A 23,272-nucleotide genomic window follows, 5' to 3' on the forward strand; every position below is an offset into this window, starting at 1 on the left:
AGGCCGGGGTATAAAATTGGCATTGAACATAGTGCACGCTGTTGAGTTCTCAAGAATCGGACACATCCCGCCTCCACACCAGAACGGTGCTTCACAACGAGAGTGATCGAAGTTTGCTGTACGAGGGCGTTAGCCACTCGATTTGTCTTGCTTGCCGAGACCGGTTAGGCTTGTCAGAACCGAAGTCCCGATCGCCTCCGTGGCAACTCGACTAACTTAGCACATCCGCAGGCCGTGTCAAGTCCGGCTTCTCCGTGGTGTTCGCTGCACGGTCGAGGACCGCACCGCTGCACCGGGCTCGGCCGTGAGGCCTTGCAACGAAGCCGGGACCGTGTCCCGTGGAGGCTTTGCATCTTACGCTCGCGATCCCGCAGTCTTCAAGAGACGAATCTCTAACAGGCCTGGGAGCGAGGGGATGGTCCCCGCTTGAGGTGGGCCAGCTGGTCTCGACGCTCTGCGCCTGACTCCCGCTTGCCGCTCCTTTGGGGTGACGAGGAGTTACATTACGTCGGGCCTCGGCCGAGCGGCAAATCGCCTGCGTCCCGGGCGTGTCGGGATTCAGGGGTCTTGCGTCGCTGAATGTCCGACTCGGTACCGGACACCGGACACCGGACACCGGACACCGGACACCGGACACCGGACACCGGACACCGGACACCGGACACCGGCTACCGGCTACCGGCTACCGGCTACCGGACACCGGACACCGAGCTGATGAGACCGCCGATGCCGTCATCGCCCGCGTCCGCTCGAGGAGAGCGGGCACGCGGTCAGCGGACGAAGGCCCCGGCGAAGCTCTTCTTGCCGCGACGGAGGACGGCGATCCCATCGATCAACGGGAGCTCGCCGAGCGTGACGGTCTCGGACGGGAGGGCGGTGTTGTTCACCGAGAGCCCTCCCTGAGCGAGAGCCCGTCGCGCCTCCCCCGTGCTGGCGACGAGTCCGGTCTCGACGAACGCCTGCAGCGCCGGCGTCTCCGGGGTCGCCTCCATCGAGGGCACCGCCTCGAGCGCGCCGCGGAGGATGACCGGGTCGATCCCCTCGAGCGAGCCCTTGCCGAAGAGCGCGGCCGACGCGTCGATCACCGAACGCGTCGCCTCCGCTCCGTGCACCAGCGACGTGACCTCCCAGGCGAGCGCGCGCTGCGCCTCCCGGCGGAACGGCTCGTCGGCAGCGGCCTTCTCGAGGCGCTCGATCTCCGTGCGCGGCAGGAAGGTGAAGATCCGCAGGCGGTCGGCGACGTCACGGTCGTCCGTGTTGACCCAGAACTGGTAGAACGTGTACGGGCTGGTGAGCTCGGAGTCGAGCCAGACGGCGTTGCCCTCGCTCTTGCCGAACTTGGTGCCGTCGGAGTTCATCACCAGGGGTGTGCCGATCGCGTGGACCGACACGCCCTCCGTGCGGTGGATCAGGTCGGTCCCGCTCGTCAGGTTGCCCCACTGGTCGCTGCCGCCGGTCTGCAGGACGCACCCGTGCTGCCGGTAGAGCTCCAGATAGTCGAGTCCCTGCAGGATCTGGTAGCTGAACTCGGTGTAGCTGATCCCCGCATCGGAGTTGAGGCGGGCGCTGACCGCGTCCTTCTTGAGCATCGTCCCCACGCGGAAGTGCTTCCCGATCTCCCGCAGGAAGTCGATCGCCGACAGCGGAGCGGTCCAGTCGAGGTTGTTGACCAGACGCAGCCCGTTGTCGCCGCCCGCGGGAACGAACCGGGACACCTGCGCCTGGAGGCGCTCGACCCACGCCGTCACCGTCTCGCGCGAGTTCAGCGTCCGCTCGGCCGTCGGACGCGGATCCCCGATCAGCCCGGTCGAGCCGCCGACGAGCCCGAGCGGCCGATGCCCGGCCAGCTGGAGCCGGCGCATGACGATCAGCTGCACCAGGTTCCCGAGGTGGAGGCTGGGCGCGGTCGGGTCGAACCCGCAGTAGTAGGTGATCGGCTCCCCCGACAGCAGCTCGCGCAGCGCTCCCGCATCGGTCGACACGTGCACCGAGCCTCGCCAGACCAGCTCGTCCCACACGGAGTCGAAGGCGGGGTCGAGCTGCGGGCTCGTCGCGGACCCGGGGAGGTGCTGGTCGATCACCCGACCAGGCTACCGTGGCGGGAAGGAGCCGGTCTCCGCCAGTCAAGCGCACAGGCTTGATCTCGGGCGATCAAGTGCGGATACTTGATCGGGGAGGTCCGATGTTCGTCGTCACCGCGGATCAGCGCGACAGCAGGCATGACCACGACCGCGTGGACCAGGCGATCGCGAGCCTGATGGTCGACGGTCGGGCGTCGTTCGTCCTGCCCCCGGAGCGGACGGCGGGCGACGAGTTCCAGTGCGTGCTCGACCGGGCCGATGCCGTCGTCGCGCTCGTGCTCGAGCTGCACCGGACCGGCCGCTGGAGCATCGGCCTCGGGATCGGTCCCGTCGACCGGCCGCTCCCAGCGACCACGAGAGCGGCGACCGGCGAGGCGTACTTCGCGGCGCGCCGGGCGGTCGAGGCGGCGAAGGGCAGGCCGACGCGCTTCTCCCTCGATCCGGACGCACCGGCAACGGCGGCGCCGGCACCGGCGGACGTCCAGGCGCTGATCGATCCGCTCCTCCTGCTGCGCGACGCGCGCTCCGAGGCCGGCTGGCAGATCGTCGACCTGCTCGAGAGCGGCCTCTCCCAGAAGGATGCGGCCGAGCGCCTCGCCGTCAGCCCGCAGGCGGTCAGCCTCCGGGTCCGCGCGGCTAGCGCTCGAGTCGACGCTCCCGCCCGTGACGCGCTCGCGCGCCTGCTGACGGTGGTCGACCGTACGCTCGACCCCACCGACGAGAGGACACCCCGATGACGGCACCCCCCGGATCCCCCGCCCTGCTCCTCGCGTCCGCGCTGCAGTCCGCCTCGTGGACGGGCGTGGTGCTCGTGCTGCTCGCCGGACTCGCCGGTGCGGTGCTGGCCGTGCGCCTGCGCCGTCCGCAGCTCGCCTGGATCCCCCTCGCGGCGGCGGCCGCCGCCTTCCTCCTCACGGCGGTCGCCGGACCGTCCGCGCCCCCGATCCACTCCGTCCTGGTGGCGGTGCTGGCCTTCGCGCTGGCGGTCGCGGGCGGCGGGCCGGTCGTGCTGCTCACCCTCCGGCTCGCGACGGTCGATTCCCGCAGCGGCAGCCACGGCGGCATCATGGTCGCCGGATCCTCCCGCCCCGCCGCCGGGAGCGCGCCCTCGGCGATCGGCCAGCCGATCGAGGTGCTCCGCGGAGGGACGACGATCGGGGTCCTCGAGCGGATCGCGACGGCCGGCGCACTGATGAGCGGTCTCCCCGAGGGGATCGCGGTCGTGGTGGCGATCAAGGGCGTCGGCCGCTTCAGCGAGCTCGCCTCCCCGGAGGCGCGCGAGCGGTTCATCATCGGCACGCTGGCGAGCCTCGCCTGGTCGGCGGCCCTCGGCGTGCTCGCCCGGCTCTACCTCGCGGGCTGAGCTCCGGGCCGCCGCCGGGGCACTGCTCTCCGGTAGGGCGAGACGGTGGGGTCGCCCGGGATGCTGAAGCGCCACGGGAAGTCGTCCCCGCCGCCCGGGCCCGAGACGCCGGTGCGCGGGCCCGCCGCCACGGAGGACGGCCTCTCCCCCGGCAGCAGCTCGAACGCCGCCTCGAGCGGGTCGCCCGACTCGGTGAGACGGACTCCGAGGGCCTTCGCCAGCCGTGCGGGTCCGCGGGCCAGATCCCGGCTGCGAACGGGTCCGCGCCGGATCATCGCGAGATCCTCCCCCGATACGACCTCGCCGGCGCGCAGCAGCACCGCCGACGCCGTGCCCGCCGGGGAGCAGACGATGTTCACGCAGGTGTGCATCCCGTACGTGAAGTACGCGTACACGGACCCGGGCGGACCGAACATGGGAGCCGTCCGGGGTGTCGGTCCGCGGTGCGCATGCGAGCCCGGATCCTCACCGGTTCCGAGGTACGCCTCGACCTCGGTCAGCCGGACGCCGACCACGCCCTCCGGCGTGCGGTGCAGGAGGACGCGGCCGAGCAGCTCCGGTGCCACCTCGAGGGCCGAGCGCGCGAGGTCGGGGAGGTCGGCGCTCAGAAGAAGCTCTGGCCCGACACGAGGGTGATCACGATCACCGCGACGATGACGACTGCGGCGACGAGCACAAGAGTCCGCTGCTGCCAGGGGCGCAGCGGCGGACGGCCGTCGTCGCCCGGCGCTCCTCGAAGGGTCACGGGCGCTCCCCTCGGAGGGATCCGCGCACGACCCGGACGCGCTCGGTCAGCCGGGCGAGCTGCTCCGCGACGCGGTCGGGAGCCGTGCCGCCGACACCGTCCCGGCTCGCCACCGATCCCTCGATGCTGAGGACGGACCGCACGTCGGGCGTGAGCAGCGGCGACACCGAGGCGAGCGCGGCGTCGTCGAGATCCTCGAGCCCCCTCCCCTGCGACTCCGCCAGCTTGACCAGCTCGCCGGTGATCTCGTGGGCGTCCCGGAAGGGCACGTGCTTCTTCACGAGCCACTCGGCCACGTCGGTCGCGAGGGAGAAGCCCTGGGGCGCGAGCTCCGCCATCCGGTCGGTGTGGAAGGTGAGGGTCGCGATCATGCCGCTGAACGCGGGCAGCAGGACCTCGAGGGTCGTCACCGAGTCGAAGACCGGCTCCTTGTCCTCCTGCAGGTCGCGGTTGTAGGCGAGCGGCAGCGCCTTGAGGGTCGCGAGCAGCCCGGTGAGGTTGCCGATCAGCCGGCCGGACTTCCCCCGGGCGAGCTCGGCGATGTCGGGGTTCTTCTTCTGCGGCATGATCGAGGACCCGGTCGAGTAGCCGTCGTCGAGCGTGACGAAGGCGAACTCCCGCGTGTTCCAGAGGATGACCTCCTCCGCGATGCGCGAGACGTCGATCCCGATCATGGCGCTGACGAAGGCGAACTCGGCGACGAGGTCGCGGCTGGCCGTCCCGTCGATCGAGTTCGGCACGCTCGACGCGAAGCCGAGATCGCGGGCGACCGCCTCGGCGTCCAGGCCGAGGGTCGAGCCGGCGAGAGCGCCCGAGCCGTAGGGCGAGACGTCCGCCCGCACGGCCCAGTCCCGCAGGCGCTCCAGATCGCGCAGCAGCGCCCAGCCGTGGGCGAGCAGGTGGTGCGCGAGGAGCACGGGCTGAGCGTGCTGGAGGTGGGTGCGCCCGGGCATGATCGCCGTCGGGTGCGCCGACGCCTGCGCGGCGAGGGCGTCGATGAGCTGCACCACCAGCTCCGAGACGAGCGCCGCGTGGTCGCGGAGGTACATCCGGACGAAGGTGGCGATCTGGTCGTTGCGCGAGCGCCCCGCGCGGAGCTTGCCGCCGAGCTCGGGACCGGCTTCGAGCATCAGGCCGCGCTCGAGGGCGCCGTGCACGTCCTCGTCGGACTCGTCGGCGGCGAAGCTCCCGTCGGCGACGGCAGCCTCGAGCCGGTCGAGCGCCGCGAGCATCGCGGTGAGCTCGGCGTCGTCGAGGTAGCCCGCTCCGGCGAGCGCCCGGGCGTGGGCGCGGGAGCCGGCGAGGTCGTAGGGGGCGAGCTGCCAGTCGAAGTGGGTCGACCTCGAGAGCGCGGCGAGCTCGGGCGAGGGGCCGCCGGCGAAGCGGCCGCCCCAGAGGGCTCCGGCCTCGCCCGCGCGGGCGGAGGGTCGTTCCGTCATGGTTCTCCTCGGGTTCGGCTGTCGAGTCTACTGAGCGGCGTCGGCGGTGCCGGCGCGCTCCAGGAGCCACACGAGCAGGGCCTTCTGCGCGTGCAGGCGGTTCTCCGCCTCGTCCCAGATCACGCTCTGCGGGCCGTCGATCACGTCGGCGGTCACCTCGTAGCCGCGATCCGCGGGCAGGCAGTGCAGGAACAGCGCGTCGGGAGCGGCAGCGGCCATCGTGGCGGCGTCTACCCGGTAGGCGCCGAAGGTCGCGACGCGCGCCGCCTTCTCGTCCTCCTTGCCCATCGACACCCACGTGTCCGTGATCACGATGTCGGAGCCGGCCGCGCCCTCGTCGGGGTCGGTCGTGGTGATCGCCGATCCGCCGGTGGTCGCGGCGATGCGCTGCGCATCGGCCAGGACCGCCGCGTCCGGCGAGTACGACTCCGGGGAGACGATGCGGACGTGCATGCCGGCCGTGGCCCCCGCCAGGAGGTACGAGTGCGCCATGTTGCTCGCTCCGTCGCCGAAGAACGTGAGCGTGAGTCCCGCGAGGTGACCGCGGTGCTCGCGGATGGTCAGCAGGTCGGCGAGGAGCTGGCACGGGTGGAACTCGTCCGAGAGCGCGTTGACGACCGGCACGCGCGTGCTGCGCGCCATCTCCTCCAGGCCCGACTGCGCATAGGTGCGCCATACGATGGCGGCGACCTGGCGCTCCAGGACCCGCGCCGTGTCGGAGGCGGTCTCCTTGCCGCCGAGCTGGCTGCTCGCGGTCGAGATGATCAGGGGGCTGCCGCCGAGATCGGCGATGCCGACCGCGAAGGAGACGCGGGTGCGCGTGGAGGACTTGTCGAAGATCACGGCGACGGTCTGCGGCCCGGCGAGGGGCTTCCGGGAGAAGCGGTCGCGCTTGAGCTCGAGGGCGAGGTCGAGGATCTCGGCCTGCTCGGCGGGAGTGATGTCGTCGTCGCGGAGGAAGTGGCGGGTCACGGTGCTGGTCGCTTTCGGTGGAGGTACGGGGTCAGAGGGTCTGCAGTGCGCGGCCGAAGCGCTCGGCGAACTCGGCGACGTCGGCGGCGGTCACCACGAGCGGAGGCGCGAGCCGGATGCTCGAGTCGTTCGCCGCGTTCACGATCAGGCCGGCGTCGAGGCAGGCGGCGGCGAGCTCGGCGGCGACCGGCCGGGTCAGGGCGATGCCCAGGAGGAGGCCCGCGCCGCGGACCCCTCCGATCAGGGGCGAGTCGAGAGCGGTCAGCGCGTCGACGATCTGCGCCCCGCGCTCCCGCGCGTTGCCGAGAAGGTCGGCGCGCTCGATCTCGGCGAGCACGGCTCCGGCCACGGCGGTCGCGAGCGGATTGCCGCCGAACGTGCTGCCGTGGTGGCCCTTCTGCAGGAGGTCGGACGCCTCGCCGAAGGTCACCAGCGCTCCGACGGGGAAGCCTCCGCCGAGCCCCTTGGCCAGGGTGACGGCGTCGGGCAGGATCCCCGCCTCCTGGTAGGCGAACCAGCGTCCGGTCCGCCCGACCCCGGTCTGGATCTCGTCGACGATGAGCAGCGCGCCGTGCTCGCGAGTGAGCTCGCGCGCGCGCTCGAGGTAGCCGCCCGGCAGGGGGATGACGCCCGCCTCCCCCTGGATGGGCTCGACGATCAGCGCGGCGACGGACTCGTCGAGAGCCGCCTCGAGGGCCTCGATGCTCGCCTCGAGGTGCTCGACCCCTCCCGGCATCGGCTCGAACGGCGCCCGCATGGCCGCCTTGCCGGTCAGCGCGAGCGCGCCCATCGTCCGCCCGTGGAACGCGTTCTGCAGCGCCAGGACGCGGTGCCGGCCGCCGGCCGCGTTCAGCCGCGCCAGCTTGAAGGCCGCCTCGTTGGCCTCGGTGCCCGAGTTGGCGAAGTAGACGCGGCCCGTCTCCCCGGCCCCGGTGAGGCGGCGCAGGGTCTCGGCGAGCTCGATCTGCGGGGCGGTCGCGAAGTAGTTGGAGACGTGGGCGAGCGCACCGGCCTGGCGCGTCACGGCCTCGACGAACACGGGATGCGCATGGCCGAGCGAGTTGACGGCGATGCCGCCGAGGAAGTCGAGGTACTCCCGCCCGTCGACGTCCCAGACCCGGCAGCCCTCGCCGCGCTCGAGCACGGCGAGCGGCGGCGCGAAGGTCTGCATCATCGCGGCGGAGTAGCGGTCGCGCGCCGAGCCGGTGCGGGACGCGGTCGTGGGGATGGACATGGTGGCCTTTCGATCGGAGCGGTCCGGCCGCGAGGGCCGACGGTGCGCGCGTCCCGGACGGGACGGGCGCTCGGAGCCGGGGCCGCTGAGGATCAGCGGCCCGACATTCGCTCCCGGTCGCGGGGGTCGAGCGAGGCGACGACCTCGGTGCCGATGCCCTCCGAGGTGAACACCTCGAGCAGGATCGAGTGCGGGATGCGGCCGTCGATGATGGCGGCCTTGGGCACTCCCCCGCGCACGGCGTCGAGGCAGGCGGTCATCTTGGGGATCATGCCCGATTCGAGCGAGGGCAGCAGAGCCGCGAGATCGTCCGAGCGGATGTGCGAGACGAGCGACTCGCGGTCGGGCCAGTCGGAGTAGAGGCCGGCCACGTCGGTGAGGACGACGAGCTTCTCGGCGCCGAGCGCGACGGCCAGCGCGGCGGCGGCGGCGTCGGCGTTGACGTTCAGCGACTGCGTGGGGTCGTCCGAGTCCGGGGCGATCGAGGACACGACCGGGATCCGGCCGGCCTCGAGCTGAGCGAGGACGGCGGCAGGGTCCACGGCGATCACGTCTCCGACGAGTCCGAGGTCGTGCTCCTCGCCGTCGATCACGACACCGCGGCGGCGGCCGACGAACAGGCCCGCGTCCTCACCGGAGATGCCGGCGGCGAGGGGGCCGTGCTCGTTGATCCGGCGGACGATGTCGCGGCTGATGCTGCCGGTGAGCACCATCCGCACCACCTCCATCGCCTCGGGGCTCGTGACCCGGTAGCCGCCGCGGAACTCGCTCTCGATTCCGAGCCGGTCGAGCATCCGCGAGATCTGGGGCCCGCCGCCGTGGACGACCACGGGGCGGATCCCGGCGTAGCGCAGGTAGACCATGTCCTGGGCGAAGGAGCGCTGCAGCTCCTCCGACACCATCGCGTTGCCGCCGAACTTGATCACCATCGTGCGCCCGTGGAAGCTCTGCAGCCAGGGCAGCGACTCGATGAGCGTCGCGGCCTTCCCGGGCGCGGCGTCGCGCTCGGCGCGGCTCTCGGCCGACAGGGTGGTGTCGTCGCTCATGGCCGCCTCAGCTCGAGTACGCGGAGTTCTCGTGCACGTAGTCGTGCGTGAGGTCGTTGGTCCAGATCGTGGCCGTCGCGTCGCCGGCGTGCAGGTCGATGTCGACGGCGACCTGCCGAGGGGCGAGGTCGACGAGGTCGCGGCTCTCGTGCGGCTCGCCCGCGAGGCAGACCTGCACCCCGTTCATCGCGACGTCGATGCCGTACGGGTCGAACTGCGCATCGGTCGTGCCCACGGCGGCGAGGACGCGGCCCCAGTTGGGGTCCTTGCCGAAGATCGCGGCCTTGAACAGGTTGCTGCGGGAGACGGCGCGGGCGACGACCACGGCCTCGTCCTCGGTCGCGGCGTTCAGCACGCGGATCGCGACGTCGTGGGCGGCGCCCTCCGCGTCGGCCTGCAGCTGCAGGGTGAGGTCGCGGCAGACCGCGGTCAGGGCCTCGGTGAACTCGTCGGCGTCGGCCTCGACACCGCTGGCGCCGCTCGCGAGCAGTGCGACGGTGTCGTTCGTCGACATGCAGCCGTCCGAGTCGAGGCGGTCGAAGGTGACGCGGGTCGCGGCACGCAGGGCGGTGTCGAGAGCGGCGGACTCGAGGGCCGCGTCGGTCGTGATCACGACCAGCATCGTCGCCAGACCCGGCGCGAGCATCCCGGCGCCCTTGGCCATGCCGCCGATGCTCCAGCCCTGCTCGGAGCGGATAACCGCCTGCTTCGGGACCGTGTCGGTGGTCATGATCGCGCGGGCGGCCGCCTCGCCCGCCACGGGTCCCCCGGCGAGCTCGGCGGAGGCGCCGGTCACGCCGGTGGCGAGCTTCGCGAGGTCGAGTTGGTCGCCGATCAGCCCGGTGGAGCACACCAGCACGTCGCCGGCGGACACCTCGAGGCTCTCGCCCACGAGCTCCGCGGTGCGGTGGGTGACCTGGAAGCCCTGAGCACCCGTGTAGCAGTTGGCGCCGCCGGAGTTGAGGACGATCGCCGAGACCACGCCGTCGCGCATCACCTGCTCGCTCCAGAGGACGGGGTTCGCCTTGCAGCGGTTGCTCGTGAAGACCGCGGCGGCGCTCTGCAGCGGGCCGAGGTTCTGCACGAGCGCGACGTCGCGCGCTCCGGTCGACTTCAGCCCGGCGACGACTCCCGCCGCCCGGAACCCTGCTGCTGCGGTGACGCTCACGGCGCGACTCCGTTCACGCTCAGGCCGAGGGACTCCGGGAGTCCCAGGGCGATGTTGGTGGACTGGACGGCTGCGCCCGCGGTGCCCTTGACGAGGTTGTCGATGGCCGAGACGACCACGACGCGGCGGGCCCGCTCGTCCACGGCGAGTCCGATCAGAGCGGTGTTCGCCCCCACCACGTCGGCCGTCCGGGGGAAGGAGCCCTCCGGGAGCAGCTGGACGAAGGTCTCGTCGCCGTAGGCGGTCTCCCACGCGGCGCGCACGTCCAGTGCGGAGACGCCGGGGGCGAGGCGCGCGGTCGAGGTCGCCAGGATTCCCCGGGACATCGGCACGAGGACCGGGGTGAACGAGATCGAGACGGGTCCGGCTCCGGCGAGCAGGAGGTTCTGCCGGATCTCGGGATTGTGGCGGTGCGCTCCGCCGAGGCCGTAGGCGTGCGCGGAGCCGAGGAGCTCGCTGGCGAGGAGATCGGTCCGCAGGCTCTTGCCCGCACCCGAGGGTCCGACGGCGAGGACCGCGACGAGGTCCGACGACTCGATCACTCCGGCGTGCAGGCCGGGGGCCAGGCCGAGCGTGATCGCCGTGACGTTGCAGCCGGGGACGGCGATGCGCCGCACTCCGGCGAGCGCCTCGCGCTGCTTGCGTCCGCCGCCGCCGATCAGCAGCTCCGGGAGCCCGTAGGGCCAGGCCCCGGCGAAGTCGCCCCCGTAGAAGTCGGCCCAGTCCTGCGGGTCGGTCAAGCGGTGGTCGGCGCCGCAGTCGACGACGAGGACGTCCTCGGGGAGGGTCGCGGTGATCTCGCCCGACTTCCCGTGCGGGAGGGCGAGGAAGACGACGTCGTGCCCGGCGAGGTTCCCGGTCGTCGTGTCGACGAGGACGAGGTCGCGGAGCGAGCGGAGGTGCGGGTGCACGGCGATGAGGGGCTGACCCGCGTTGGCGTGCGCCGTCACCGTGCGCACCTCGAACTCGGGGTGGTCGGCGAGCAGTCGCAGCAGCTCGCCGCCCGCGTAGCCGCTCGCACCGGCCACCGCCACGGAGAAAGTCATGCCCGAGAGCCTAGCCGGTGCGGGTGCGGGGCCCCGCCCGGCCGAGCCGGACGGGACCCCCGGCCTCACTCGCGGAGTCGGGCGCCGAAGCGCTCCGCCGCCACGGCCACGCCGTTCTCCTTCGCGGCCGTCGCCTCGGCCGCGGTGAGCGTGCGGTCCGGCGCGCGGAAGCGCAGCGCGAACGTCAGCGACTTCGTCCCCTCGGCGAGCCCGGTGCCGCGGTAGTCGTCGACCAGGCGGATCGCCTCGAGCAGCTCGCCCGCCCCCTCGGCGACGGCGGCGCGCACGTCGGCTGCCGCGATGCCGATCGGCACGACGAGCGAGAGGTCCTGGGTCGCGGCGGGCAGCGCGCCCACCGGACGGGCCACGACGACCCTCCCGGCCCGCGCGAGCAGCGGCTCGAGGTCGAGCTCGACCACGGCGACGCGGCGCGGGAGGTCGAGCTCCTCGGCGAGCGCCGGGAGCAGCTCTCCCGCGTGCCCGATGACCGCGCCGTCGAGCACGACCTCGGCGGTGCGGCCCGGGTGCAGCGCGGCGTGTGCCCCCTGGCGCAGCACCAGCTCGGTGCCGGTCGCCGCGGAGACCTCGCGGACCACGTCGAGGGCGTCGCGCCAGTCGACGTCACGCCCGGCGACACCGGGCTGGCGCACGACGGCGGCACCCGTGAGCAGCGCCGCAAGGTGCCGCGGCTGCGGCGGGATGCCCGCGTTCAGCTCGGCCTCGACCTCCGCGGACGGACGCGCCCCGCCCGCGGGGAGCGCCCCGGAGCCGAACGGGCGGCCGGCGGCCGGGAGGAAGACGGAGCCGAGCTCGTAGACCGCGAGATCCGTCAGGCCGCGCGAACGGTTGCGGGCCGCGACCTGCACGAGACCCGGCAGCAGAGAGATCCGCAGCTGGCCCGCGGTCGCGTCGAGCGGGTTGGCGAGCGTGATCTGCTCCTGCGGCTCCCCGTCGACCGAGCCGAGCCGGTCGTTGATCGAGCGCGAGAGGAACGGGTACGAGAGCACCTCGGTCAGACCCGCGGCGGCGAGCGCCTGGGCGAGGGTGCGGCGCAGCCTCTGGCCCGGGGTCAGACCGCGGCCGGGAGGCGCGACGGGCAGGATCGCCGGGATGCGGTCGTACCCGGTGATGCGGGCGACCTCCTCCGCGAGCGACGCGCGGTCGACGAGGTCGGGGCGCCAGCTCGGCGGAGTCACCAGCAGGCCCGCTCCGCCGGCCTCGACGGAGGCGCCGATCTCGACGAGCGCGCCGCGGATCTCCTCCGGGGTGTACTCCACGCCGATGAGGCCTGCGACGTAGCCGTCCGGCAGCTCGACCGGCTCCGCCGTGCGCGGGTCGGCCAGGACCGAGCCGAGCTCGTCCGCCGTGCCGCCGGCGAGCTCCACCAGCAGCTGCACCGCGCGGGCCGCGGCGACCGAGGCCACCTCGGGGTCGACGCCGCGCTCGAAGCGCCGCGACGCCTCGCTCGGCAGCTTGTGCCGGCGAGCCGTCCGGGCGATCGAGACCGGGTCGAAGTTCGCCGCCTCGAGCAGGACGTCGGACGTGGCGTCCGAGATCTCGGTGCGCGCGCCCCCCATCACTCCGGCGAGGCCGATCGCCCCGCCGTCGTCGGCGATGACGAGGTCCTCCGCGTGCAGGCGCCGGGTCTGGCCGTCGAGCGTCTCGAGGGTCTCCCCCGGTGCGGCGCGGCGCACCACGATGCCGCCCTGCAGGGTCGCCAGGTCGTAGCCGTGCAGCGGCTGGCCCAGCTCGAACATCACGTAGTTGGTGATGTCCACGACGAGCGAGATCGAGCGGACGCCGGCCAGGCGCAGTCGCGCGAGCATCCACGGCGGCGTCGGTCGCGAGACGTCGACGCCCCGGACGACGCGCGTGACGAACACGGAGGCGCCGACACGGCCGCGGATCGGCGCCTCGTCGGCCACGGACACGGGGAAGACGGGCGCCGTCTCCGTGCGCCGGTGCGGAGGGAGCGCCCGAGCGGGGTCGCGGAAGGCGGCTCCGGTGGCGTGGGCGTACTCGCGGGCGATGCCGCGGATCGAGAAGGCGTAGCCGCGGTCGGGCGTCACGTTGACCTCGACCGCGGCGTCGTCGAGACCGAGGAGCGCGACGGCGTCCGTGCCCGGCTCCGGATCGAGCCCGAGCGAGGCGAGGCGGAGGATGCCGTCGTGGTCGTCCCCGAGGCCGAGCTCGCGGCTCGAGGCGATCATCCCGTCGGACACGTGCCCGTAGGTCTTCCGCGCGGAGATCGGGAACGGCCCGGGCAGGACCGCGCCCGGCAGGGACACGACGACCTTGTCGCCGGCCGCGAAGTTGTGGGCTCCGCAGACGATGCCGCGGACGTCCTCTCCGCCGTCGGCGGCCCGCCCGCCCTCCGGGGCCACGCGGACGTGGCACCAGTTGATGGTCTTGCCGTTCTTCTGCGGCTCCGGAGCGAGGTCGAGCACCTCGCCGACGACGACGGGGCCGGTCACCTCGAAGCGGTGGACGTCCTCCTCCTCCAGGCCGACCGACACCAAAGCCGCGTGCACGGACTCCGTCGTGACATCCTGCTCGAGGTCGACGTACTCCCCCAGCCAGCTCAGCGGGATGCGCATCAGATCACCATCCCGTACTGCTCGCTGAAGCGGACGTCGCCCTCGACCATGTCGCGCATGTCCTTCACGTCGTTGCGGAACATCAGGGTCCGCTCGATCCCCATGCCGAAGGCGAACCCGGAGTACTCCTCCGGGTCGATCCCGGCCGCGCGCAGCACGTTCGGGTTGACCATGCCGCAGCCGCCCCACTCGATCCAGCGGGCACCGCCGACGAAGGTCGGGTGCCAGACGTCCAGCTCGGCGCTGGGCTCGGTGAAGGGGAAGTAGTTCGGGCGCAGGCGGATGCGCGCGTCGTCGCCGAAGAGGATCCGCGCGACGTGCTCGAGGGTGCCCCGCAGGTGCGCCATGGTCAGGCCGCGGTCGACGGCGAGACCCTCGAACTGCGTGAACACGGGCGTGTGCGTCGCGTCGAGCTCGTCGGTGCGGTAGACCCGGCCGGGAGCGATCACGTAGAGCGGCAGCGGGCGCTCGAGCATCGAGCGGATCTGCACCGGCGAGGTGTGCGTGCGCAGCACCAGGTGCGAGTCGACGGGGTCGACGAAGAAGGTGTCCTGCATGGCGCGGGCCGGGTGGTCCTCGTCGAAGTTCAGGGCGTCGAAGTTGAACCACTCGTTCTCGAGCTCCGGCCCCTCCGCGATCTCCCAGCCCATCCCGACGAACACGTCGGCGATCGACTCCTGGAGCAGAGAGAGGGGGTGGCGGGCGCCGCGTCGCACGAAGCTGGCACCGGCGGTGACGTCCACGCGCTCGGCCTCGAGCGCGGCCGCGTCCTCGGCCTCGACGAGCCCGGCCTCGCGGGCGGCGTAGGCGTCGCCCACCTGCTTGCGGGCACCGCCGACGAGCTTGCCGGACGCCGCCTTGTGCTCGGGCGGGACGGAGCGCATCTGCGCGTTGAGTCGGGCGAGGGCGGACCCCTCGCCGAGGTGGGCGGCTCGGGCGGACTTCAGAGCGGCGGAGTCGCCCGCCGCGCCGATGGCGGCGAGGGCGTCGGCGACCGCCGCGGAGACGGCCTCATCGGTGATCGGGTTGCTGTCTGACACGATCCCCCAGTGTAGGCGAGGGCCTCCGCCCCCTCCCGCCGCCCGCGCGCGGTGCTCGTCGCGCTCGCCCGCGGCCAGGCCACCGTCTGCGCCGACGGCCCTCGAAGCCTCGCCGCCGGCGCTGCTCGACCAGCAGGGGCGGGGTTCTCGCTACGCCGGGGTCGGAGGCTGCTCGACCGGCAGGAGGCGGGGCGCCGCCGGACGGGAAGACGCCCGGATCGATCGCGACTCCCCGATCACCACCGCCTCCGCGTCCACGACGCCGGAGCGGAGCACCACCGCTCGATGCGCTGAGCGATCGCCGGACCCTCGAGGCGAACGGAGGAATCGCGCGCGAGCGATTCCTCCTAGCCGGACGCAGGACGCTCTGCGGAACCCGACCCGTCGGGAAGCCGACCGCGGTGAGGATCGCCCTCGGGCGATCCTCACCGTTCAATCCTGCACAGCGATCAGCTGCGTGTCCGTCTGCGCGCGGGCTGCTGGGTGGCCGCCGATGGTGCGGCCGCCGCGTCCGCCGCTCTTCGTGCGGATCTCGATCCACTTCGCCAGCCCCGAGAGGAGGAGGCAGATGCCGATGTAGATCGCTCCGATGACGATCGCCGCCGGGATGATCGGGCTGTCGAGGCTCGACTGGTTGCCCAGGTAGCGCGCGTAGTACAGCAGCTCGTTGTAGGTGATTATCGAGCCGAGCGCCGTGTCCTTGAGGGCGACGACGAGCTGGGCGATGATCACGGGCAGCATCGAGCGGATCGCCTGGGGGAACAGGATGAGCCGCATCACGCCGGACTTGCGCAGGCCGATCGCGTAGCCCGCCTCCTTCTGTCCTCGCGGGAGGGCTTCGATGCCGGCGCGGAAGATCTCGGAGAAGACGGAGCCGTTGTAGAGGGTCAGGGCGATGACGACGGCGAGGTAGGGGCTGAGCTTGAGGCCCGCGAACGGCAGGCCGTAGTACATCAGCATCATCAGGATCAGGACGGGGATCGCCCGGAACAGCTCGATGAAGAGCGTGACGGGGACGTTGATCCAGCGCCGGTCCGAGAGCCGGCCGATCGCCAGGAGGAGGCCGAGGACGAGGCTGGCGACGCCCGCCGTGGCGAAGGCCGCGAGCGTGCGGCCGAGGGCGCCGCCGATGCTCTGCCAGACCAGCGGGTAGCCGAACGCGCGCCACTTGGAGGCGTCGAACTGGCCGGACTCCGCGAACCGCCAGACCACGAAGCCGAGGAACGCCGCGATCAGCAGGACGACGACGACGCCGATGACGCGGTTGCGCACGACGGCCCGGGGGCCCGGGTTGTCGAAGAGGACGGAGCTCATCGGGCGACCCTCCACTTCTTCTCGAGCTGACGTTGGACGAGCGAGAGCAGGGTGACCAGGACCACGAAGACCAAGGCCACCCAGAGGACGACGATGAGGCTGTTCTCGCCGCGCTCGTTGAGCACGCGGACGATGGTGCCCGCCTCCGCGACCGAGAAGCCGGCGGCGACGGTGGTGTTCTTCAGCAGCGCGATCAGGACGCTCATGAGCGGCGGGATCACGGAGCGGAAGGCCTGGGGCAGGACGACCTGCGTCATCGTGAGGCCGAAGTCGAGGCCGATCGCACGGGCCGCCTCGGCCTGGCCGATCGGCACGGTGTTGATGCCCGACCGCAGCACCTCCGCGACGTAGGTCGCGGTGTAGAGGCTGAGGGCGCAGATCGCCAGGTTCGTGTAGTCCACCTGCGGCAGGTCGAGCTTGGGGTAGCCGAAGGCGAAGAAGAACATCACCAGCGTGAGCGGGGTGTTCCGGATGGTGTTCACGTACACCGTGCCGACCGCGCGGGCGATCGGGACGGGCGAGACGCGCATCGCACCGACCACCGTGCCGATCAGCAGGGCGAACACGAGCGAGACGCTGAAGAGGATCAGGGTGTTGCCGAAGGCCGGGACGTAGACGTCGAGGTTGTTCAACAGGACATCCATGCGGCTGGCCCTTCTGTCGGAGCGGTGGTGGTGGTCGAGGAGAGGGGACCCCCAGGCGGCGGTCGGGCCGCCCGGGGCGCCTCCTAGTAGTCGTTCACCGCCGGCTGGGTGACGGTCGTGCCGGACTGGCCGAGCGTCTCGTCGTAGATGGCGCTCCAGGTCTCGCCGCCGTCGGTCAGCATGCCGTTGACGAAGTGTCGCAGGGCGTCGTCGTCCTTCGGCAGGCCGATGCCGTACAGCTCGGTGCTGAAGGGCTCGCCGACGACCTTGAGCTCGTCGGGCTTCTGAGCGGCGTAGCCGATCAGGATCGCGCCGTCGGTGGTGACGGCGTCGACGGTGCCGTCGGAGAGGGCGTCCACGCACTGCGAGTACGTGTCGAACTCCTCGGTCTTCACCTCGGGGTAGTTGGTGCGGATGTTCTGGATCGGGGTGGAGCCGGTGGCCGAGCACACGGTGGTGTCGGCGGTGAGGTCGTCCGGCCCGGTGATCGTGTCGTTGTCGGCCGCGACGAGCAGCTGCTGGCCGGTCTCGAAGTAGGGTCCGGCGAAGCCGACCTGCTCCTTGCGCTTGTCGGTGATCGAGTAGGTGCCGACGTAGTAGTCGATGTCGCCGTTCACGATCGACGCCTCGCGGTTGGCCGACGGGATCGCCTTGAACTCGATGGCGTCGGCCGCGAAGCCGAGCGAGGCGGCGGTCCACTTCGCGATCTCGATGTCGAACCCGGAGCGCTCGCCGGTCGCCGCGTCCAGGTAGCCCAGCCCGGGCTGGTCCTCCTTGACGCCGATGACGACCTTGCCGTCCGCGGTCATCGCGTCGAAGGTCGGGCTGCCCTCGAGAGTGACGTCGGAGGCGACCTCGTACGCGGAGGTCCCTCCCTCGGAGCCTCCACCGGCGCCGCCGCCGGCGGTTCCGGAGTCGCCGGAGCAGCCGGCGAGGGCGAGGGTCGCTGCTGCGAGTCCCGCGGTCATGAACATGAGCCTGGTGCGCATGATCGTCCTTCCTGGGGTTCGGCCCGCCGGAGCGGGCGATGTCGGGTCGGCTTCCGAGTCACGGGTCCGACCTGCCTGGTGGCTGCTGATCGCGCTTCTAGTGCGTGATGAGCTTGGAGAGGAAGTCCTTGGCCCGGTCGGTGCGGGGCGCGGTGAAGAACGACTCCGGGTCGGTGTCCTCGAGGATCTCGCCGTCGGCCATGAACACGACGCGGTCGGCGGCCTTCCGGGCGAATCCCATCTCGTGGGTGACGACGATCATCGTCATCCCGTCCTTGGCGAGCCCGACCATCACGTCCAGGACCTCGTTGATCATCTCGGGATCGAGCGCCGAGGTCGGCTCGTCGAAGAGCATCACCTTGGGCCTCATCGCCAGCGCCCGCGCGATCGCGACGCGCTGCTGCTGCCCGCCGGAGAGCTGGGCCGGGGTCTTGGCGGCCTGGTGGCCGACGCCGACCCGGTCGAGCAGCGCCGTGGCCTGGGCCTCCGCGTCCTTGCGGGAGAGCCCGCGGACCTTGATCGGGCCGAGGGTGACGTTCTCGAGGATCGTCTTGTGCGCGAAGAGGTTGAACGACTGGAAGACCATCCCGACGTCGGCGCGGAGCGCGGCGAGGCCCTTGCCCTCCTCCGGGAGCTTCTGCCCGTCGATGGTGATGGTGCCGCCCGAGATCGTCTCGAGCCGGTTGACCGTGCGGCAGAGCGTCGACTTGCCGGATCCGGAGGGGCCGAGGACCACGACGACCTCGCCCCGGTGCACCGTCAGATCGATGTCCTTCAGAGCCTGGAAGTCGCCGTAGTGCTTCTGCACCCCGGAGAGGACGACGAGGGGTTCACCGGCGGGAGCGGCGGCGCGCTCGTCTTGCGGGGCTGTGACCATGTCGTCAGAGAAGCACACGGGGATGGGCCGGTCAAATCATGAGGGAATTCTTAACCGAAGGGTAACAACGCGCCCTGTTCTCCAGGTTCGCGGTCCCTACGGCCCGGTTCCTCTCAGGAACGCAGCGCGAAGGCGCTCTCGTACAGGCAGACGGAGGCCGCGGTCGCGAGGTTGAGCGACTCCGCCGCCCCGTAGATGGGCACCGCGACCACGCCGTCGACGAGAGCGAGCGACTCGTCCTCGAGGCCGCGCGCCTCGTTGCCGAAGACCCAGACGGTCGGCTGGGCGAGGTCCCCGCGGGCGCGGACGTCGAGCAGGTCCTCCCCCTTCACGTCGGCCGCGACGGAGCGGAGGCCCACCCCGCGGAGCCGGCCCAGCACGTCGGCGAGGTCGGCGCCGACCGCGACCGGGAGGTGGAAGAGCGAGCCGGTCGTGGAGCGCACGACCTTGGGGTTGTAGAGGTCGACCGAGCGGCCGGACAGCACGACCGCGTCAGCACCGGCGGCGTCGGCGGCACGGATGATCGTGCCGAGGTTGCCCGGATCGCGGACCTCCTCGAGCACCGCCACGAGGCGCGGCTCGGAGGCGACGACGTCCTTGAGCGACGTGGGGAACTGACGGCAGACCGCGACGAAGCCCTGCGGAGTGACGGTGTCGGCCATCGCGTCGAGGACGTCCTCGGTCACGTACTCGATCTCCACCTCCGCCTCGGCGGCGGCGGCGACGATCTCGGGGTGGCGCTCCAGAGCGGTCGGAGTCGCGAACGACTCGACGATCAGCTCCGGGCGGTACTGCAGCGCCTCGGAGAGTGCCTGCGGGCCCTCGAGGAGGAAGAGCCCCGTCTCGAGCCGGGCCGGGCGGCGGGTGAGCTTCGCCACGGAGCGGACACGGGGAGAGCGGGGGTTGTCGAGCATGCGGCGAGCCTATCGGCGCGGTGATCGCCGCCCCCGCAGACACGGCGCGGGAGGGCCCGCGAACGACGGAGGGGGCCGCGACCTCTCGGTCGCGACCCCCTCCGGGAAGCCGTGCTGACTACGCTGCGGCCTTGGGCGCCGAGGTGTCGGCGGGCAGCGCGCTCTTCGCGGTCGCGACGAGCGAGGCGAACGTGGCCGGCTCGGTGATCGCGAGGTCCGCGAGGATGCGGCGGTCGACCTGGACGCCGGCCAGGGCGAGGCCCTGGATGAAGCGGTTGTAGGTCAGGCCGTTCGCGCGGGACGCGGCGTTGATGCGCTGGATCCAGAGACGACGGAACTCGCCCTTCTTGGCGCGGCGGTCGCGGTACGAGTAGACGAGGGAGTGGGTGACCTGCTCCTTCGCCTTGCGGTAGAGGCGCGACCGCTGGCCGCGGTAGCCCGAGGCGCGCTCGAGGATGACGCGACGCTTCTTGTGGGCGTTGACGGCCCTCTTCACTCTTGCCATTGCTGTTTCTTCCTATCGATCCGTGTCGGCTGAGTAGCGACCACGCGGCGCAGCGGGCTGCGCCGGCGGTGGGCTACAGACCGAGAAGCTTCTTGGCGACCTTGGCGTCCTGCGGGGCGAGGACCTGGTCCTGGTTGAGGCGGCGCGTGCGAACGCTGGACTTGGACTCCAGGTTGTGACGCATGCCGGCCTGCTGCTTCATGACCTTGCCGGAGCCGGTCACCTTGAAGCGCTTCTTGGCACCCGAGTGGGTCTTCATCTTGGGCATGTTCTCTCCTTGTGAACGTCACTCCGCGCTCGGCGGGGCGAAACCGGTGCCCCGCGAGCGGGGCGTCCACCGGCCCCGAGGCCGGGGCGGCGAAGTACTAGACGGACTCGGCCTCGGCCGTGTCCTCGGGGGTGTTGGCCTCGCGACGAGCGGCGCGGACCGCATTGGCCTCGGCCTTCGCCTCGGACTTGTTCTTCAGCGGGCCGATGACCATCACCATGTTGCGACCGTCGATGGTCGGGGTGGACTCGACCTGGCCGAACTCGGCGACGTCCTCCGCGAAGCGCTGGAGCAGACGGACGCCCATCTCGGGGCGCGACTGCTCGCGACCGCGGAAGAGGATCATCGCCTTGACCTTGTCGCCGGCCTTCAGGAAGCCCTCGGCGCGCTTGCGCTTGGTCTCGTAGTCGTGCTTGTCGATCTTCAGGCGGAAACGGACCTCCTTGAGGATCGTGTTCGCCTGGTTGCGACGGGCTTCCTTGAGCTTCTGAGCCTGCTCGTACTTGAACTTCCCGTAGTCCATGATCTTGGCCACGGGCGGCTTGGAGTTGGGGGCGACCTCGACCAGGTCCAGGTCTGCGTCCTGCGCGAGTCGCAGGGCGACCTCGATCTTGACGACGCCGACCTGTTCTCCTGCGGGACCCACGAGGCGGACCTCGGGGACGCGGATACGGTCGTTGGTACGGGGATCGCTGATTGCGTTTCTCCTCTGATCTCGGTGAGTGCAGCTGCGCTGCCGGAGTCTTCTCCAGCGCACCCGAGAGAGGTGATCGTCCCGTCCACGTCGTGCCTGCAGCACGGCGCTCGCACCCTGTGACGCGGTTCCCGAGGCGGACCTCGAGAGCCGCAGCCCTGCCTCCGGTGGTCTGACGACCGTCGGGGGCGGAGTGCTTCTGACCCGGTAACCTTGTGAAGCGGTCAAGCGCGGGTGGGAGAATCTCCACTTTCGAACCGAGGACATGCCTCGGAGCCCGGACTACCATAGCAGACCGGCGGCCCGCCCGACAGAGCGGATCCGTCCGCCCCTCGATCCTCTGCTCCGGCGGCCGCCCCTCCACCACGGACGACGAACGAAGGACCCATGGCCCAGTACGACGACGACTACACGCGACGATTCGGCGAGCACGGCGGAGCCTCCGACGTGGAGGCCGCCCGCGACATCGCGGAGGTCCCGGCGGTGGAGATCATCACCACCGCGGCCGTGCACCTGATGAGCGCGGCCGCCGTCAAGTGCGGGCTCGCCGACGAGCCCGGAGCGCAGGTCGACCTCGACGAGGCGCGCAAGCTCATCAACGCGCTCGCGGGCCTGGTCACGGCCGGGGCGCCCGACATCAGCGACATGCACGCCCGGAGCCTGCGCGACGGCCTCCGCACCCTCCAGCTCGCGTTCCGCGAGGCGTCCCCCATCGCCGACCCGATCGGCAAGGGCCCGGGCGAGAAGTGGACCGGCCCGGTCACCTGATCGGGAGTCAGCGGGCGGCGGCGAGCTGCAGCGTCATCGAGTCGACGCGCTGCGCGACGGTCTCGTCGGCCGCCCACCGCTCCCCCAATCGCGCGACGAGGGCGCCGAGCGCGTCCTGATCGAGCCCCGGGCGCAGGCTCAGGACCACCACGAGCTCGGGGCCCGCGAGGCGCTGCTCCGGATCTCCCGCGCGCACCTCGAGCGAGGCGACCGCCCGCTCCCCGTCCGCAGCCGCGCGCAGAGCCAGGAGCACCTCCGCATCGGCGGGGGCCGGCCGCCAGTCGCCGCCCTCCGCGATCGCCCAGAGGGCCGGGCGCCGGACCGCGAACTCCCGCTCGGACGCGGGATCGAGGACCATCACCTCGGTGCCCTCCGCGACGGCCGCCAGGGCCGCGCGGCGCCCGTCGACAGGGACGGGACGGGCGGCCGGGTCCCATCGGCGCATGCTCTCGACGCCGCTGAAGACGGGGAGCACCGTGCGGCCGTCGGGTCCGGCGACCGTGACGATCGCGAGCTCCTGCGTCTTGTCCGCCCGGAGTCTCCCGACCCCCTCGGCCTCCTCGCCGAGGCGGGCGACCAGCGGGATGAGCAGGCGGGACGTGCGGATCGCGTCGACCACGGCCTCCGGGCCGCGAGTGCCGCGGGTGAAGGACTCGAGCGCGGCGACCAGCGCCTCCGGGGCGCTCCCGTCGTCCTCCGGTGCTGCGCTCGGCTCGAAGTGCCGGCCCGCCCAGGGGGTGCCGGCCGAGTCGGTCAGATGCGCCGGGAGCGGGCGGGGCTCACTCGGATGCGACATCCAGGGCCTCCGCGAGCGTGAACGCGCCCGCGTACAGCGCCTTGCCGACGATCGCGCCCTCGAGCCCCTGGGGCACGAGGTCGCGCAGAGCGGCGATGTCGTCGAGGTTCGAGATGCCGCCCGAGGCGATCACGGGGCGGTGGGTGCGGGCCATGACCTGCTCGAGGAGCTCGAGGTTCGGGCCCTTGAGCGTGCCGTCCTTGGTGACGTCGGTGACGACGTAGCGGGTGCAGCCGGCCTCCTCCAGGCGGTCGAGGACCTGCCAGAGGTCGCCTCCCTCCTTGGTCCAGCCGCGCGCGGCGAGCGTGGTGCCCCGGACGTCGAGCCCGACGGCGATCTGGTCGCCGTACTGCGCGATGACGCTCGCGGCCCACTCGGGGTTCTCGAGCGCCGCGGTTCCGAGGTTGATGCGCTTCGCGCCGGCGCTCAGCGCGGACTCGAGGCTGCGGTCGTCGCGGATCCCGCCGGAGAGCTCGACGTTGACGCCCTTCACCTGCCGGATGACCTTCTTCATGATGCCGTGGTTGTCGCCGCGGCCGAAGGCGGCGTCGAGGTCGACGAGGTGGATCCACTCCGCGCCCTGGTCGGCCCAGTCCCCCGCGGCGTCGATCGGGTCGCCGTAGTTGGTCTCGGTCCCGGCCTCGCCCTGCGTGAGCCGCACGGCCCTGCCGCCCGCCACGTCGATCGCGGGCAGGAGGACCAGGCCCGGTGCCTTGGTGAACTCGCTCATCGTCATCCTCAGTCTCGGAGCCGGTGCCGGCCCCTGGAGGCG

The 23,272-nt window shown here is 71.9% G+C and carries 24 protein-coding genes; 3 read left to right on the forward strand and 21 right to left on the reverse strand.

The window, feature by feature from the left end:
• Positions 1 to 770 precede the first annotated feature (770 nt).
• On the reverse strand, positions 771 to 2,081 hold the full coding sequence (gene tyrS / locus C5C59_RS01920) for a tyrosine--tRNA ligase (protein ID WP_104238649.1): 1,311 nt from the start codon (positions 2,079 to 2,081) through the stop codon (positions 771 to 773).
• Between the two features lie 101 nt (positions 2,082 to 2,182).
• Between tyrS and C5C59_RS01925 the strand changes: the two genes are divergently transcribed.
• Positions 2,183 to 2,818: a DNA-binding protein gene (locus C5C59_RS01925; protein WP_104238648.1), complete on the forward strand. Its 636-nt coding sequence runs from the start codon at positions 2,183 to 2,185 to the stop codon at positions 2,816 to 2,818.
• On the forward strand, positions 2,815 to 3,444 hold the full coding sequence (locus C5C59_RS01930) for a hypothetical protein (RefSeq protein ID WP_104238647.1): 630 nt from the start codon (positions 2,815 to 2,817) through the stop codon (positions 3,442 to 3,444). Before C5C59_RS01925 ends, C5C59_RS01930 begins: the two co-directional genes overlap by 4 nt.
• Here C5C59_RS01930 and C5C59_RS01935 read toward each other — a convergent pair.
• From C5C59_RS01935 to infC, 18 genes are all read right to left on the reverse strand, one after another.
• Entirely contained in the window at positions 3,429 to 4,052 is a 624-nt protein-coding gene (locus C5C59_RS01935; RefSeq protein ID WP_104226321.1) for a DNA-3-methyladenine glycosylase, read from the reverse strand. The two genes, C5C59_RS01930 and C5C59_RS01935, sit on opposite strands and share 16 nt — an antisense overlap.
• On the reverse strand, positions 4,049 to 4,189 hold the full coding sequence (locus C5C59_RS17150) for a hypothetical protein (RefSeq protein WP_160034127.1): 141 nt from the start codon (positions 4,187 to 4,189) through the stop codon (positions 4,049 to 4,051). Before C5C59_RS17150 ends, C5C59_RS01935 begins: the two co-directional genes overlap by 4 nt.
• The gene (gene argH / locus C5C59_RS01940; protein WP_104238646.1) at positions 4,186 to 5,628 is read right to left on the reverse strand and encodes an argininosuccinate lyase; all 1,443 of its coding nucleotides are present in this window, start codon (positions 5,626 to 5,628) and stop codon (positions 4,186 to 4,188) included. The genes C5C59_RS17150 and argH overlap by 4 nt, the downstream gene beginning before the upstream one ends.
• 27 nt (positions 5,629 to 5,655) lie before the next feature.
• Complete coding sequence (gene argF / locus C5C59_RS01945) at positions 5,656 to 6,600, reverse strand: ornithine carbamoyltransferase (protein WP_104238645.1); 945 nt, start codon at positions 6,598 to 6,600, stop codon at positions 5,656 to 5,658.
• Between the two features lie 31 nt (positions 6,601 to 6,631).
• A complete protein-coding gene (locus C5C59_RS01950) occupies positions 6,632 to 7,834 on the reverse strand; it encodes an acetylornithine transaminase (RefSeq protein ID WP_104238644.1) in 1,203 nt (400 codons plus the stop codon).
• Positions 7,835 to 7,926: 92 nt separating this feature from the next.
• Positions 7,927 to 8,880: an acetylglutamate kinase gene (gene argB / locus C5C59_RS01955; protein WP_104224497.1), complete on the reverse strand. Its 954-nt coding sequence runs from the start codon at positions 8,878 to 8,880 to the stop codon at positions 7,927 to 7,929.
• A 7-nt stretch (positions 8,881 to 8,887) separates the two neighbouring features.
• Positions 8,888 to 10,048 carry a bifunctional glutamate N-acetyltransferase/amino-acid acetyltransferase ArgJ gene (argJ, locus tag C5C59_RS01960; protein ID WP_104238643.1) on the reverse strand — a complete coding sequence of 387 codons (1,161 nt, stop codon included), beginning with the start codon at positions 10,046 to 10,048 and terminating at the stop codon, positions 8,888 to 8,890.
• Positions 10,045 to 11,094 (reverse strand): N-acetyl-gamma-glutamyl-phosphate reductase, encoded by a 1,050-nt coding sequence (argC, locus tag C5C59_RS01965; RefSeq protein ID WP_104238642.1) that lies wholly within the window; start codon positions 11,092 to 11,094, stop codon positions 10,045 to 10,047. The genes argJ and argC overlap by 4 nt, the downstream gene beginning before the upstream one ends.
• A gap of 65 nt (positions 11,095 to 11,159) precedes the next feature.
• Positions 11,160 to 13,691, reverse strand: coding sequence for a phenylalanine--tRNA ligase subunit beta (gene pheT / locus C5C59_RS01970; RefSeq protein WP_104238641.1), 2,532 nt, complete (start codon positions 13,689 to 13,691; stop codon positions 11,160 to 11,162).
• Positions 13,691 to 14,731 (reverse strand): phenylalanine--tRNA ligase subunit alpha, encoded by a 1,041-nt coding sequence (gene pheS, locus C5C59_RS01975; protein WP_104238640.1) that lies wholly within the window; start codon positions 14,729 to 14,731, stop codon positions 13,691 to 13,693. Before pheS ends, pheT begins: the two co-directional genes overlap by 1 nt.
• A gap of 432 nt (positions 14,732 to 15,163) precedes the next feature.
• Entirely contained in the window at positions 15,164 to 16,045 is an 882-nt protein-coding gene (locus C5C59_RS01980; RefSeq protein ID WP_104224492.1) for an amino acid ABC transporter permease, read from the reverse strand.
• The gene (locus tag C5C59_RS01985; protein ID WP_104224491.1) at positions 16,042 to 16,689 is read right to left on the reverse strand and encodes an amino acid ABC transporter permease; all 648 of its coding nucleotides are present in this window, start codon (positions 16,687 to 16,689) and stop codon (positions 16,042 to 16,044) included. Before C5C59_RS01985 ends, C5C59_RS01980 begins: the two co-directional genes overlap by 4 nt.
• 83 nt (positions 16,690 to 16,772) lie before the next feature.
• On the reverse strand, positions 16,773 to 17,678 hold the full coding sequence (locus C5C59_RS01990) for a glutamate ABC transporter substrate-binding protein (protein WP_159913628.1): 906 nt from the start codon (positions 17,676 to 17,678) through the stop codon (positions 16,773 to 16,775).
• A gap of 97 nt (positions 17,679 to 17,775) precedes the next feature.
• Positions 17,776 to 18,555 carry an amino acid ABC transporter ATP-binding protein gene (locus tag C5C59_RS01995; RefSeq protein WP_104238638.1) on the reverse strand — a complete coding sequence of 260 codons (780 nt, stop codon included), beginning with the start codon at positions 18,553 to 18,555 and terminating at the stop codon, positions 17,776 to 17,778.
• A gap of 113 nt (positions 18,556 to 18,668) precedes the next feature.
• Positions 18,669 to 19,469, reverse strand: coding sequence for an RNA methyltransferase (locus C5C59_RS02000; RefSeq protein WP_104224488.1), 801 nt, complete (start codon positions 19,467 to 19,469; stop codon positions 18,669 to 18,671).
• Positions 19,470 to 19,587: 118 nt separating this feature from the next.
• On the reverse strand, positions 19,588 to 19,974 hold the full coding sequence (rplT, locus tag C5C59_RS02005) for a 50S ribosomal protein L20 (protein ID WP_104224487.1): 387 nt from the start codon (positions 19,972 to 19,974) through the stop codon (positions 19,588 to 19,590).
• 73 nt (positions 19,975 to 20,047) lie between these two features.
• Entirely contained in the window at positions 20,048 to 20,242 is a 195-nt protein-coding gene (gene rpmI / locus C5C59_RS02010) for a 50S ribosomal protein L35 (RefSeq protein WP_055793295.1), read from the reverse strand.
• 97 nt (positions 20,243 to 20,339) lie between these two features.
• Positions 20,340 to 20,888, reverse strand: coding sequence for a translation initiation factor IF-3 (gene infC, locus C5C59_RS02015; protein ID WP_374952931.1), 549 nt, complete (start codon positions 20,886 to 20,888; stop codon positions 20,340 to 20,342).
• A gap of 435 nt (positions 20,889 to 21,323) precedes the next feature.
• Between infC and C5C59_RS02020 the strand changes: the two genes are divergently transcribed.
• Positions 21,324 to 21,704, forward strand: coding sequence for a DUF1844 domain-containing protein (locus tag C5C59_RS02020; protein WP_219812451.1), 381 nt, complete (start codon positions 21,324 to 21,326; stop codon positions 21,702 to 21,704).
• Positions 21,705 to 21,711: 7 nt separating this feature from the next.
• Here C5C59_RS02020 and C5C59_RS02025 read toward each other — a convergent pair whose 3' ends face one another.
• Both C5C59_RS02025 and priA read right to left on the reverse strand, forming a co-directional pair.
• Positions 21,712 to 22,500 carry an SseB family protein gene (locus tag C5C59_RS02025; RefSeq protein ID WP_104238637.1) on the reverse strand — a complete coding sequence of 263 codons (789 nt, stop codon included), beginning with the start codon at positions 22,498 to 22,500 and terminating at the stop codon, positions 21,712 to 21,714.
• The gene (gene priA / locus C5C59_RS02030; RefSeq protein WP_104224506.1) at positions 22,484 to 23,230 is read right to left on the reverse strand and encodes a bifunctional 1-(5-phosphoribosyl)-5-((5-phosphoribosylamino)methylideneamino)imidazole-4-carboxamide isomerase/phosphoribosylanthranilate isomerase PriA; all 747 of its coding nucleotides are present in this window, start codon (positions 23,228 to 23,230) and stop codon (positions 22,484 to 22,486) included. Before priA ends, C5C59_RS02025 begins: the two co-directional genes overlap by 17 nt.
• Positions 23,231 to 23,272: the final 42 nt, after the last annotated feature.

It is taken from the genome of Rathayibacter sp. AY1F4 (genome assembly GCF_002931775.1).
Classification (GTDB): Bacteria; Actinomycetota; Actinomycetes; order Actinomycetales; family Microbacteriaceae; genus Rathayibacter.

What these genes read in the sequence shown, in the direction of transcription:
- C5C59_RS01985 (WP_104224491.1), bottom strand. Translation starts at nt 16,689, where the DNA reads ATGGATGTCCTGTTGAACAACCTCGACGTCTACGTCCCGGCCTTCGGC.
- C5C59_RS01930 (WP_104238647.1), top strand. Translation starts at nt 2,815, where the DNA reads ATGACGGCACCCCCCGGATCCCCCGCCCTGCTCCTCGCGTCCGCGCTG.
- pheT (WP_104238641.1), bottom strand. Translation starts at nt 13,691, where the DNA reads ATGCGCATCCCGCTGAGCTGGCTGGGGGAGTACGTCGACCTCGAGCAG.
- C5C59_RS01990 (WP_159913628.1), bottom strand. Translation starts at nt 17,678, where the DNA reads ATGCGCACCAGGCTCATGTTCATGACCGCGGGACTCGCAGCAGCGACC.
- C5C59_RS02020 (WP_219812451.1), top strand. Translation starts at nt 21,324, where the DNA reads ATGGCCCAGTACGACGACGACTACACGCGACGATTCGGCGAGCACGGC.
- argB (WP_104224497.1), bottom strand. Translation starts at nt 8,880, where the DNA reads ATGAGCGACGACACCACCCTGTCGGCCGAGAGCCGCGCCGAGCGCGAC.
- rplT (WP_104224487.1), bottom strand. Translation starts at nt 19,974, where the DNA reads ATGGCAAGAGTGAAGAGGGCCGTCAACGCCCACAAGAAGCGTCGCGTC.
- rpmI (WP_055793295.1), bottom strand. Translation starts at nt 20,242, where the DNA reads ATGCCCAAGATGAAGACCCACTCGGGTGCCAAGAAGCGCTTCAAGGTG.
- C5C59_RS01950 (WP_104238644.1), bottom strand. Translation starts at nt 7,834, where the DNA reads ATGTCCATCCCCACGACCGCGTCCCGCACCGGCTCGGCGCGCGACCGC.
- C5C59_RS02025 (WP_104238637.1), bottom strand. Translation starts at nt 22,500, where the DNA reads ATGTCGCATCCGAGTGAGCCCCGCCCGCTCCCGGCGCATCTGACCGAC.
- argH (WP_104238646.1), bottom strand. Translation starts at nt 5,628, where the DNA reads ATGACGGAACGACCCTCCGCCCGCGCGGGCGAGGCCGGAGCCCTCTGG.
- priA (WP_104224506.1), bottom strand. Translation starts at nt 23,230, where the DNA reads ATGAGCGAGTTCACCAAGGCACCGGGCCTGGTCCTCCTGCCCGCGATC.
- argC (WP_104238642.1), bottom strand. Translation starts at nt 11,094, where the DNA reads ATGACTTTCTCCGTGGCGGTGGCCGGTGCGAGCGGCTACGCGGGCGGC.
- C5C59_RS01995 (WP_104238638.1), bottom strand. Translation starts at nt 18,555, where the DNA reads ATGGTCACAGCCCCGCAAGACGAGCGCGCCGCCGCTCCCGCCGGTGAA.
- C5C59_RS01925 (WP_104238648.1), top strand. Translation starts at nt 2,183, where the DNA reads ATGTTCGTCGTCACCGCGGATCAGCGCGACAGCAGGCATGACCACGAC.
- C5C59_RS01980 (WP_104224492.1), bottom strand. Translation starts at nt 16,045, where the DNA reads ATGAGCTCCGTCCTCTTCGACAACCCGGGCCCCCGGGCCGTCGTGCGC.
- C5C59_RS02000 (WP_104224488.1), bottom strand. Translation starts at nt 19,469, where the DNA reads ATGCTCGACAACCCCCGCTCTCCCCGTGTCCGCTCCGTGGCGAAGCTC.